Origin of the sequence: Mesorhizobium sp. CC13 (assembly GCF_039907765.1) — a bacterium.
Lineage (GTDB): Bacteria > Pseudomonadota > Alphaproteobacteria > Rhizobiales > Rhizobiaceae > Aminobacter.
Genome location: NZ_JARDJI010000019.1, coordinates 89,693 through 101,585, shown reverse-complemented (window position 1 = coordinate 101,585; position 11,893 = coordinate 89,693). Strand labels below are relative to the sequence as shown.

At 67.8% G+C, this 11,893-nt stretch carries 10 protein-coding genes; 2 read left to right on the top strand and 8 right to left on the bottom strand.

Annotated features, from left to right (window positions below; genetic code table 11):
- Window positions 1–332: 332 nt before the first annotated feature.
- Window positions 333–758, top strand: a complete 426-nt coding sequence (locus PV773_RS21030) for a glyoxalase/bleomycin resistance/extradiol dioxygenase family protein (protein WP_347968229.1) — start codon at window positions 333–335, stop codon at window positions 756–758.
- A gap of 51 nt (window positions 759–809) precedes the next feature.
- Here the strand turns inward: PV773_RS21030 and PV773_RS21025 are convergent, their stop codons facing one another.
- Window positions 810–1,277, bottom strand: coding sequence for an Lrp/AsnC family transcriptional regulator (locus PV773_RS21025; RefSeq protein ID WP_347968228.1), 468 nt, complete (start codon window positions 1,275–1,277; stop codon window positions 810–812).
- Between the two features lie 99 nt (window positions 1,278–1,376).
- Between PV773_RS21025 and PV773_RS21020 the strand changes: the two genes are divergently transcribed.
- The gene (locus PV773_RS21020) at window positions 1,377–2,588 is read left to right on the top strand and encodes a diaminopropionate ammonia-lyase (protein ID WP_347968227.1); all 1,212 of its coding nucleotides are present in this window, start codon (window positions 1,377–1,379) and stop codon (window positions 2,586–2,588) included.
- Between the two features lie 170 nt (window positions 2,589–2,758).
- On the opposite strand, the gene PV773_RS21015 is transcribed toward PV773_RS21020, so the two are convergent.
- The 7 genes from PV773_RS21015 to PV773_RS20985 form a co-directional block, all read right to left on the bottom strand.
- Window positions 2,759–5,902 (bottom strand): efflux RND transporter permease subunit, encoded by a 3,144-nt coding sequence (locus PV773_RS21015; RefSeq protein WP_347968226.1) that lies wholly within the window; start codon window positions 5,900–5,902, stop codon window positions 2,759–2,761.
- A gap of 104 nt (window positions 5,903–6,006) precedes the next feature.
- Entirely contained in the window at window positions 6,007–7,152 is a 1,146-nt protein-coding gene (locus tag PV773_RS21010; protein WP_347968225.1) for an efflux RND transporter periplasmic adaptor subunit, read from the bottom strand.
- Between the two features lie 49 nt (window positions 7,153–7,201).
- On the bottom strand, window positions 7,202–7,813 hold the full coding sequence (locus PV773_RS21005) for a TetR family transcriptional regulator (protein ID WP_347968224.1): 612 nt from the start codon (window positions 7,811–7,813) through the stop codon (window positions 7,202–7,204).
- Between the two features lie 247 nt (window positions 7,814–8,060).
- The gene (locus tag PV773_RS21000) at window positions 8,061–8,930 is read right to left on the bottom strand and encodes a DUF2182 domain-containing protein (RefSeq protein WP_347968223.1); all 870 of its coding nucleotides are present in this window, start codon (window positions 8,928–8,930) and stop codon (window positions 8,061–8,063) included.
- 4 nt (window positions 8,931–8,934) lie between these two features.
- The gene (locus PV773_RS20995) at window positions 8,935–9,579 is read right to left on the bottom strand and encodes a DUF1326 domain-containing protein (RefSeq protein WP_347968222.1); all 645 of its coding nucleotides are present in this window, start codon (window positions 9,577–9,579) and stop codon (window positions 8,935–8,937) included.
- 82 nt (window positions 9,580–9,661) lie between these two features.
- Window positions 9,662–10,438 (bottom strand): slipin family protein, encoded by a 777-nt coding sequence (locus PV773_RS20990; protein ID WP_347968221.1) that lies wholly within the window; start codon window positions 10,436–10,438, stop codon window positions 9,662–9,664.
- The gene (locus PV773_RS20985) at window positions 10,435–11,829 is read right to left on the bottom strand and encodes a nodulation protein NfeD (protein ID WP_347968220.1); all 1,395 of its coding nucleotides are present in this window, start codon (window positions 11,827–11,829) and stop codon (window positions 10,435–10,437) included. The genes PV773_RS20990 and PV773_RS20985 overlap by 4 nt, the downstream gene beginning before the upstream one ends.
- Window positions 11,830–11,893: the final 64 nt, after the last annotated feature.

The window sequence follows — 11,893 nt, the reverse complement described above, 5'->3', positions numbered from 1 at the left end:
CAAGAAGCTCGCTCTGCGACAAGCCGCATGACCAGCTTCAAGGCCGCCCCAATTTGCAGAACTTGACGCACACAACCACCATGTATTCGCGAGGCGGGAACGCAGCAAGGTCCCCCTCCCCCTTGTGGGGAGGGGTTAGGGGTGGGGGTAATGCCATCGCGGCACGCCTCCAGCCTGCTTTCGACCGACGCCGAAAAATCTTCGCCGGCCATGTCGGCTTCGGCTGGAGTCGTTCGTCTTCAAGGCGAGGCATCGGCGATGGTGGCCGACGATGCCCGGAACATGCGCCGCACATCGCGGCGATCGGCTTCATGCGAGGAATGGAGAAAGAAATGTCGGAAGCTCAGAAAGTCGAATATCCCTCCCCCAAGGTCCTTGGCGGCCTGATCGCCTATCTCCAGGTCGACGGCGCATTCAAGGCGGCCGAATTCTACAAGCGCGCCTTCGGTGCCGAGCAGGTCTTCGCCTACCCGCCGGACGAGAACGGCCGCTCGATGCACGTCCACCTCTACGTCAACGGCTCGTCTCTGATGCTGTGCGATGCCTATCCCGAGCATGGCCACCCGCACGAAAAGGCGCAGGGCTACACCATGCAGCTCATCCTCGGCGACGACATCGACGCCTGGTGGAAGCGCGCCGTCGAGGCCGGCTGCGAGGTGGTCGTGCCGCTCGACGTCATGTTCTGGGGCGACCGCTGGGGCCAGCTGCGCGACCCGTTCGGCGTCGCCTGGGCGATGAACGCGCCGGTCAAGAAATAGCGATCGTCGCGAACGCGGCAAGAACCCGTCCGCCCCGTGGCGGGCGGGTTCTCATCCCAGCGGCACGCTCAGCCCGACCTTGACCCGGTCCATGGCCACCAGCGTGCGGAAGCGCCTGATGTTGGGATTGGCGAAGAACAGCCGCCGGGTCAGCGCCTCGTATTCGGCCATCGACGTAACCGTCACCACCAGCACGAAATCGGCCTCGCCGGTGACGTAGTAGCATTGCTGCACCTCGGGCGCGGCGGCGAAGCTCGCCTTGACCGCGTCGAGCAGGTCGACACGCTCGCTCTCCACCGCGATCTCGACGATGATCGTGATCGGCCGCCCCGCCTTGTCGGGATCGACGACAGCGACGTTGGCGGCGATCGCGCCCACCTCCTCCATACGCTTGATGCGCCGCTGCACCGCCGGCGCCGACAGGTTCACCGCCGCGCCGATCTCGCGCTGCGGCGTCGTGTTGTCCTGCTGCAGGATCGAAAGAATCTTCAGGTCGAACGCATCGAGTTCCGTCGCCACCGCCACCCCACGAAACAAACTTGCACGACAGCCATCGGAATAGAGCGCCTTTCTCGCCTCGCTTGCAATATCAATGCGCCGACACAGGAGGCCGAAACCATGCTCATCCGCAACCAGCACCCCGATCATCGCCAGCCGCTCATGCCGGAAGACGCCGATACCCTCGGCGTCGAGGCCGCCGAGACGGTGGCGCGCTTCCTGTCGCACCGGCCGAACAACCGCGCCACGCCGCTGCGCGCCTTGCCCGCGCTCGCCGCCGAGCTCGGCATCGGCGCCATCCATCTCAAGGACGAGGGCTACCGCCTCGGCCTCGGCAGCTTCAAGGCGCTCGGCGGCGCCCATGCGGTCATCCGCCTGGTGCTGGAAGAGGCGAAAAGGGAACTCGGCCGCCCGGTCGGCATCGGCGAGTTGCACAGCCCCGAAGTGGCAAAAATCTCGGCGGCCATGACATTCGGCTGTGCCACCGACGGCAACCACGGCCGCTCGGTCGCGCAAGGGGCGCAGCTGGTCGGCGCCCGCTCGGTGATCTTCGTCCATGGCGGCGTCAGCGACGCCCGCGTCGAGGCCATCGCCCGCTACGGCGCCGAAATGGTACGCGTCGCCGGCACCTATGACGATTCCGTCACAGAATCCGCCCGCGTCTGCGCGGCGAACGGCTGGAGCGTCGTCTCCGACACGTCGTGGCCGGGCTACGAGCGCATCCCCGGACTGGTCATGCAGGGCTACACCGCGATCATGCGCGAGGCGCTGGACAGGCTGCCCGCACCGCCGACCCATGTCTTCGTCCAGGCCGGCGTCGGCGGCGTCGCCGCGGCCACTGCCGCCTATCTCGCCTGCCGCTTCGGCGATCAACGCCCGACCTTCGTCGTCGTCGACCCGGCCCGCGCCGCCTGCATCTTCGAGACCGCGCGCGCCGGCCGCCCGGTCAAGCTCCAGCACGGCGAGCCGACAGTCATGGCGATGCTCGAATGCTACGAGCCGTCGCTGCTGGCCTGGCGCATCCTGGCGCGCACGGCGGACGCCTTCATGACCGTCGAGGACGAGGACGCCGTCGAGGTCATGAACCGGCTCGCCCGCCCGCTCGGCCATGATCCCGTCGTCGTCGCCGGCGAGAGCGGCGCGGCCGGCATGGCCGGGGTGTTCCGCGCCGCCCGCGATCCGCAAATGCGCCAGGCCATCGGCCTCGACCGCAACTCCCGTGTTCTGCTCATCGTCACCGAAGGCGCCACCGACCCGGACCGCTACCGCGAGCTGGTCGGCATCGGCCCGGCCGACCTCGCGGCCAACCTTGCCGTGGTCGCGGCGAAATAGGCGCGCGTCTGGCCGGGGAAATGCGCCGTCGAACGCCGGCTGCCTCTCCATCATGTCGATGCAGGCACTGACGCCGCACCGGGACGGCCGCCACCTGCGGGCACCCGGGATCGGCAAATGAAAAGGCCGCCCCGGGGGCGGCCTTTCGGATCTGTCGGCAGCGGGCCGGCCTACTCGGCCGCCAGCGCCGGCCGGTGCGGGATCTCGGCGACGTTGCCGCCCGCGCCCTCTGCGGGCTCGCTCCCGGCCTTCTTCGGCTCGCGGCCGAAGAACAGGGCGTAGCCCGCGGGCAGCACCAGGATGGTCAGTACCGTCGCCACCAGGATGCCGCCCATCATCGCATAGGCGAGCGGCCCCCAGAACACGCCGCGCGAGATCGGGATCAGCGCCAGCACCGCCGTCATCGCCGTCAGCATGATCGGCCGGAAGCGGCGCACCGCCGCCCCCACGATCGCCTCGGAGCGCTCTATGCCGGCGGCGATGTCCTGGTCGATCTGGTCGACCAGGATGATCGAGTTGCGGATGATGATGCCGAGCAGCGCGATCACGCCCAGGATGGCGACGAAGCCGAAGGGCGCGCCCGAGATCAGCAGTGCCGCCGCCGCGCCGATGATGCCCAGCGGACCCGTCGCCAGCACCAGCATCGACTTGCCGAAGTGCTGCAGCTGCACCATCAGCAGCAGCACGATGACGAGCAGCATGATCGGCGCCTTGGCGGCGATCGAGGCCTGGCTCTCGGCGGCATCCTCGGCGCCGCCCTGGATCTCGACCTTGTAGCCGGAGGCGAGGCTGTCGCGCAGCGGCTTCAGATCGTTGAACAGCTTCATCGTCACGTCGTTCGGCTGGATGTCGTCCGGCAGGGTCGCCCTGACGGTGATCGTCGGCAGGCGGTCGCGGCGCCATTCGATGCCCTGCTCCATAACCGGCACCACCTTGGCGACCTGCGACAGCGGCACGAAACCGCCGAAGTCGGTCGGGATGTAGACCGAATCGACCGCCGACAGCAGGTGCCGGTTGGCCTCCGGCTCGCGGGCGACGATCGACACCGTCTCCTCGCCGTCGCGGAAGTCGTCGAGCGGCGCGCCCGACATGGTCGCCTGCAGCATCTGGCGGATGCGCTGCGAGGTCACGCCCAGCGCCCGCGCCCGGTCCTGGTCGACCACCAGCTTCATCGCCGGCACCGGCTCCAGCCAGTCGTCGTGGATGGCGCCGAGCTCGGGGGTCTCGGCGAACTTCGCCTTCACCTGGTCGGCGATGCGGCGCACCTCGGCCCGGTCCGGGCCCATGACGCGCAGCTGCACCGGCCAGCCCGTGGGCGGCCCGAGGAACAGGCGGTCGACCTTGCCGCGCACCGAGGGGAAGTCCTCGGCCAGGATCGTGCGCATCTTGGCGATCAGCCGTTCGCGCGCCGGCTCGTCATTGGCCATCACGAGCAGCTGGGCGTAGTTCGGGTTGCGCAGCTGCTGGTCGAGCGGCAGGAAGAAGCGCGGCGCGCCCTCGCCGATGAAGGTGGCGATGAACTTCTTGTCCGGATCGTCCATCATCCTGGCTTCCAGCGCCTCGGCCTGCTTCTCCACTTCCGTGATGCTGGTGCCTTCCGGCAGCCAGAGGTCGACCAGGATTTCCGGACGCGACGACTGCGGGAAGAAGTTCTGCGGGATGAACTGGAAGGCGAAGAGAGAGCCGAAGAAGGCGACCAGCGTCAGCGCCAGCACGATGATGCGGTGGCGCACCGCCCAGCCGACCGTCGAACGCAGGCGGCGGTAGAAGCGGGTGTCGAACACGTCGTGGTGGCTGCCGGCGTGCTTGCGCTGCTTGAGGATCATGTTGCCCAGCCACGGCGTGAAGTACACCGCCACGAACCACGACGTCACCAGCGCAATGCCCACGACGTAGAACAGCGAGCGCACATATTCGCCCGCCGTCGATTCGGCGAAGCCGACGGGAATGAAGCCGGCCGTGGTGATCAGCGTGCCGGTCAGCATCGGGAAGGCCGTCGACGAATAGGCGAAGCTCGCCGCCTCGATCTTGACCAGCCCCTCCTCGAGCTTCCGCTCCATCATCTCGATGACGATCATCGCGTCGTCGACCAGCAGGCCGAGCGCGATGATGAGCGCGCCCAGCGAGATGCGCTGCAGGTCGATGCCGAGCTCGTACATGATGGCGAAGGTGGCGGCGAGCACCAGCGGGATGGTGATCGCGATCACCAGGCCCGAGCGCCAGCCGATCGACAGGAACGACACGACGAGCACGATCAGCAGCGCCTCGACCAGCGCCTTCATGAACTCGCCGACCGCCTCGGTCACCACCTCGGGCTGGTTGGAGATCTGGTCGACCGAAACGCCGTAGGGCAGCGTCGATTCGAAGCGTTCGTAGGTCGCCTCCACCGCCTTGCCCACGTCGGTGACGTTGAAGCCCTTGGCCATCACCACGCCGACCTGGACGCTGTCCTTGCCGTTGTAACGGAACTTGCGCGAATACGGGTCTTCGAGGCCCGCAGTCACTGTGGCGATGTCGCCGAGCCTGGTCACCTGGTTGCCGGCGCGCAGCCTGAGTTCGCGGATGTCGGAAGCCTTGCTGAGATCGCCCTCGACCGAGATGCGCACCGAGCGCGTGCCGGTGTCGACGGTGCCCGCCGCGTCGATGTTGTTCTGGCCGGCGATGGTGTTGCGCAGGTCGTTCAGCGTCAGGCCGCGCTCGGCCAGCGCCTTGGACGACACCTCGATGTAGATGCGCTGCGGCTGGTCGCCGAGGATGACCGCCTTCTCGACGCCCGGCGTGGTCAGCAGCACGTCGCGCGCCTGGATGGCGAACTTCTTCAGTTCCGGATAGCTGTAGCCGTCGCCGCTGATCGAATGCAGCGTGATGAAGGTGTCGCCGAACTCGTCGTTGAAGAACGGTCCGATCAGGCCCTGCGGCAACTCGGCCGAGATGTCGCCGACCTTCTTGCGCACCTGGTAGAAGGCGTCCTTGACCTCGGCGGCGTCGGTGTCGCCCTTCACCTGCACGGTGATGATGGCGCTGCCGGCGCGGGTGTAGGACTTCACCCAGTCGAGATGCGGCGTCTCCTGCAGCTTGCGCTCGATCTTGTTGACCACCTGGTCCTGCATCTCCTCGATCGAGGCGCCGGGCCAGATCGCCTGCACGACCATGACGCGGAAGGTGAATTCCGGGTCCTCGCTCTGGCCCATGCGCATGAGCCCGAGGGCGCCGGCGATGATGATCAGCCCGAACAGGAAGCGCGCGATGCTCGGATGGCCTATCGCCCAGCGCGACAGGTTGAAGGGCTTCTTTTCCTCGGTGGAATTGGCCATGGCCTTGGTTCCGATCTGGCGCACGACGCCGTCGACCGGCACAAGTGCGCAGGTTCAAGGGTTGCGGCACGCCTGTCGGCGCGCCGCTCCGCGAATTTCCGGTCTCAGCGAACCGCGTGGTTCGTTTCGTTCGACGCCGCGCGCTGTTCGGCGGCCGGCACCTTCACCTTCAGGTTCTCGGCCATGAACTGCGTTCCCGCGGCCACCACCAGGTCGCCCGGCTTCAGCCCGTCGGCCACCTGGACGCCGTCGTCGACGAAGTTTGCGACCTTGATGGGCCGCGCGCGCACCGTCTCGGCGGCCGCGTCGACCACCCAGACGATCTCCTTGCCCTCCTGCTTGGCGAGCGCGCTGAGCGGGATCGACACCAGGTTCTCGCCGCTGTCGACCGTGGCCGCGATGGTCGCCGTCATGCCGAGCAGCACGCGGGCGTCGTCGGGCAGGCTGACGCGCACCGGGAACGTCCGCGACTGCGGGTCGGCGCTGCCGGCCACCTCGCGCACCTTGCCGTCGAGGACGAGCTTGTCGTCCGACCAGAAGCTGACCTTGACCGCCTTGCCGGGCGAAAACTTGCCGATATCGAGCTCGGGCACTGCGATCTGCACTTCCTTCTCGCCGTCGACGGCGACCGCCACCACCGGGGTGCCGGCGCCGACCACCTGGCCGGTATCGGCGTTGATCGCGGTGACGATGCCGCTCTGGTCGGAGCGCAGCTCGGCATAGCCGACCTGGTTCTCCGCCTGCCGGAGCGACGACAGTGCTGCGTCGCGCAGCGATGCCGCCTGCTTGTAGGCAAGGGCGGCCTGCTCGCGCTGGGCTTCGGAGGCGAACTTGCGCGAATAGAGCTGTTCGGCGCGCTGGTCGGTAAGGCGGGCCGTCTCGACCTGCTTTTCGGCGGCGGCAAGGTTGGCCTCGGCACTGGCGACCGCAAGCTGGTAGTCGGTCGGATCGATGCGTGCGAGCAGGTCGCCCGGCTTCACCCGGTCGCCGATATTGGCGACGCGCTCGGTGATCTTGCCACCGACGCGGAAGCCGAGATTCATCTCGGTACGGGCCTTCACCGCACCCGAATAGTTGAGTTCGCGCGTCGTGTCGGTCTTGGCGATCTCCACGACCTTGACCGGGCGGATCGCCTCGACCGTCTCGGTCTTCGCCTCCGAACAGGCCGCGAGCCCGGCGCCGATCAGCGAAACGAGCGCGAGGCTGAAAAGAGGACGCAAGCTGGTATTGAAGCTCCTGAACGAAAGCATCGTTCGCACTCCCGATGATGTCCGATTGTGGTTGGCCCGTGGGCCGCTTCTAGTTCCTCTTGAGCGCCGCGATCAGGAACTCGACGAGTTCCTCCGTGGACGCCCGATTTTCCTTGGAAAGGCACTGCGCCACCATCTGCGGGTGGCACAGCGTCACGGTCGCGGCGCCGAAACAGCGCGCCGCCACGGCCGGGTCCTGTTCGGCGAATTCGCCCGCGGCGATCCCCTCGGCGATGACTTCCGCCATGAGATCGTGGATGCGGTCGATGTGCTTTTCAATGACGTGCCAGTCGCGCTCCATGGCGACGATCACCATCTCGTGCACCTTCTGCTGGTCGAGCAAGGTGTCGACCGTCAGCTGGTGCTGCTGGTGCACGTAGCGGCGCAGCCGCTCCTCGGCGCTGCCTGGCCCGCGCATGACGTCGCACGCCATCTGGTAGACCGCGCCGAGCATGCGGCCGCAGATCGCCTGGTGGATCTCCACCTTCGAGGCGAAGAAGCGGTAGATGTTGGCCGGCGACATGCCGAGGTCGCGGGCGATGTCGGCCACGTTGGTCTTGGCGTAGCCATAGTGCCGGAACAGCCGCTCGGCTGAATCGAGGATGCGCGTCACGGTCTCCTGACGCGCCAGATCCACGGTATTTTCGGCGACCTCGTTCATTCCAGGCGTCCAGTTGACGAATGACGAATTTCTAATTTCGTCAGTCGTAATCCTTTACCGGTCCCCGGTCAAGCGCAAATCCGCGCGGCCGTTGGGCGTCTCGTAGGTCGGCCACGGGATGATCGACCGGGCGTCCGCCTCGCCGAACCCGAAATAGACGATATTCTTGAACACATGGTTGTAGCCGCATCTGTGAAACCAACCATGACGATGGGCGCTACCGGCCGAGAACTGAGAACCCCCGCTTCTACGAAACCCACGGCATCGCGGTCGCGCCGCTGCCGATGGCGAGGCCCAGTCCAATGAGAACCGCGCCGACGGCCGAGGCGACGCGCGGGCCGTGCGCAAACAGCTTCTCGGCGAAGACAACCAGCGTCAGCAGCAGCATCCAGGCCAGGCTCATCGTGCCCGCCGCCACCAGCACGGCAAACAGCGCCCAGCAGCAGCCAAAGCAATATGAGCCATGTCTCAGCCCCATGCGCAGCGCGCCCAGCCTGCCGTCGCGCCAATGCAGCGCCACGAAGGCGAGCGGCGAGCGGCAATGGCTGAGGCACACCCGCTTCGCCGGCAGGAACTGGTAGAGCCCGGCCGCAGCGACGGTCGCCCCGAGCGCCAGCGGTGCCCATCTTGCCCTGGCGTCCGGGGCGAGAGCGGTGGCGACGTCGCTGCCGATCTGCACCGCCACATAGACGCCGAGCCCGGCCGCCGCCCAGACCAGCATGTAGCCGGCCGCGAAGATCCAGGTCGGCACCGCTACGGACGGATTGCGCCGCGCCTGCGCCTGGGCGAACATGAAGATCATCGGCGCCGCCGCCGGCAGCATCATCGCCGCCATCATCACCGTCCACAGCGCCACGAACACCGCGGCCCCCTTCGGCGACCAGCCGCTTGCGGCAATGCCCGACATCGCCATGTCCGCCATCCCGCCGGAAGCCATCCCTTCGCTGCCGCCACGGACGGCGAGCCCCATCGGCATGTCCATGCTGACGGCCTGGTAGAGGGTCAGCCACCAGGCCGCGACGGTCAGCACCAGCAGCGACATCAGCACGCCGAGCGGCACCCGGCCGCGCCGGTTGAGCTGCCTCAGCCGGTCGAGCCAGCCTGCCTGTGACGGCATGACGCTACGCCGTGTCGGGTCCGGTCCAGTCGAACGGGATGTGCTTGCTGGAGCGGTGCTCGCCCGTCCAGTCGAAGCCGAAGCCGTCGGTCCTGGCCTTGGTCGAATGGCCCCAGGTCGCGACCTGGCCGGGACCGACCTCCGATCCCGGCGGGTTCAGCGTCTGCACGCGCATGCCGGGCGGCGTGGTCGGACCCGAAAGGGCCTCTGCCCGCCCGATGACGCGGCCGGGCACCTCGGCGTGCCAGTAGGCGAGGTCGTCGGCGACTTCGAACGTGATCGGCACGAACTCGACGCCGCGCATCTCGCCGATGTTCGATGCGAACGCCGCCGGCCAGCCGCCGGCCTGGCCGCCGAAGATCATCTGGATCGCCTCGCGCTGGCGCGCGTCCGCCCGCTCGTCGATGAACAGGCCCATGCGCGCCTTGCCCTCGCCGGCCCACAGATTGCCCTCGAACGCGCCGAGCGCCACCAGGCTGAACCCGTCGAGCATGACGTCGCCGAAATGCCCCTCGCGGATATGCCAGGCGAGCATGCCCTGGCAGGCATTGTTGGTGGGAGCCTGGGCGAATTCGCATGGACAGGGAATGTCGCAACTGCAGATGTCGAACCAGTCGCCGACGAGATGCCATTCAGGGACGGTATTCATGACACCACCTCCGTGAACTTTGCCCCGCGATTCTACCGCAAGTCGCCTCCCTGCTCCAGCAGCGACAGCGGCGGAACGGCTCTCATTTCGGCTTAGGTGCCTCCGCCGCCGGCCGCGAATTCAGATGCCCCAGCAGGTCCATCGGCACCGGGAACACCACCGTCGACGAGCGCTCGCCGGCCACGTCGTGCAGCGCCGCGAAATAGCGCAGCTGCATCGCCTGCGGCTCCTGCGCCAGCATCCGGCCCGCCTCGACCAGCTTTTCGGCCGCCTGCTGCTCGCCCTCGGCGTTGATCACCTTGGCCCGCCGCAGCCGCTCGGCCTCGGCCTGCTTGGCGATGGCGCGCACCATGCTCTCGTTGAGGTCGACATGCTTGATCTCGACATTGGTCACCTTGATGCCCCAGGCATCGGTCTGCTGGTCGAGGATCTCCTGGATGTCGGCGTTGAGCCGGTCGCGTTCGGCCAGCATCTCGTCGAGTTCGTGCTTGCCCAGCACCGAGCGCAGCGTCGTCTGCGCCAGCTGGCTGGTCGCCGCCAAAAAGTCCTCGACGCGGATGATCGCCCGCTCGGCGTCGACGATGCGGAAATAGAGCACCGCATTGACCTTCACCGAGACGTTGTCGCGCGAGATCACGTCCTGCGGCGGCACGTCCTGCACGATGACGCGCAGGTCGACCCGCACCATCTGCTGGACGAAAGGGATCAGCAGGATGAGCCCGGGGCCCTTGACGCCGGTGAAGCGGCCGAGGGTGAAGATGACGCCGCGCTCGTACTCCCTGAGGATGCGGATCGCGGCGGACAGGAAGGTGACGATGATGAGCGCGAGTGCAAGGTAGCTCACATATCCGATGATCATGGCCGTTCTCCGTCGCCTGGCTTGCGCCGCTCGACCTGAAGCACGAGGTCCTCGACGCCCTTGACCTCGACCGTGTCTCCCGGTGCAAAGCTCTCTGCGGCGCGCGCCCGCCAGCGCTCGCCCTGCGCGAGCACATGGCCCTCGCCGCCGGACCAGTCGAGGATTTCTGCCGGCAGCCCGTGCATCGCCCTGGCGCCGACGCGCGACGGCCGCCGGCGCGCCGCCCAGAGGTAGCTCCCCGTCAGCAGCGCAAGTCCGAGCGACAGCGCCGCGGCGCTGCCCGTCACCACCCAGGACAGCTCGAAGCCGGGGCTGTCGACCTTGAGCAGCATCGCCGCCCCCAGCAGGAACGCCGTCACGCCGCCAAGGCCCAGGACCACGGTGGGGTTGAACGCCTCGATCACCAGGAAGATCAGGCCCAGCAGCATCAGCCCCAGCCCGGCATAGTTGATGGGCAGGAGGTTGAGCGCATAGAGCCCGAGCAAAAGGCTGATCGTGCCGATCACGCCCGGCGCCACCGCGCCGGGGGTCGAGAACTCGAAGACGAGGCCGTAGATGCCGATCAGCATCAGGATCACCGCCACGTTGGGGTCGGTGATGACCGACAAGAGCTCGATCAGCCAGCCCGGCTCGACCTTCTCGACCACGGCGTCGCTGGTCGCCAGCGGCCGCTTCGCCCCGCCCGCCTCGACGATCCTGCCGTTGCTCACCTGCAGCAGTTCGGCGGTATCGCGGGCGACGAACTCGATGACGCGCTGCTCGAGCGCCGCGTTCGCCGACAGGCTGGCGGCCTCGCGCACCGCCTTCTCGGCCCATTCGGCGTTGCGGCCGCGCAGCTCCGCCAGGCTGCGGATCAGCGCCACCGCATCGTTGGTGATCTTGGCCGTCATGGCGTCGCCCGAAGCCGGCGCGGGCTGCTGCCCCTTCTGGTCCTTGCCCGCGTCCTTGCCGTCCTCGCCGGGCAGCGACGGCGTCAGTCCGCCGAGCTCGACCGGTGTCGCCGCCCCGATATTGGTGCCCGGCGCCATCGCCGCCACATGGGTCGCATAGAGGATGTAGGTGCCCGCACTCGCCGCATGCCCGCCGGACGGCGCGACATAGCCGATCACCGGCACCGGCGACGCCAGTATGCCGGCGATCATCTCGCGCATCGAGGTGACCAGCCCGCCCGGCGTGTTCATCTGCAGGATGACGGCTTCGGCCTTGCGCTCCTTCGCCTCGGCCAGCCCCTCTTCCAGCAGCCTGGCGCTGGCCGGTCCGATGGCGCCGTCGATCTCGACGGTCAACACGAGCCGGGGCTGGCCGCCCTCCTCCGCGTTCGGGGGAGAGAGGCCCAGGATCGCGGCGACGGCAAGGGCCGCGGCGAAAAGGGCCATACGCGCGCGTTCCACGCTCAAAGCTCCATACCGAAGATATGGGCGCGGCAAACTCGAAATCCAAGGTTGCAGGCTGCGT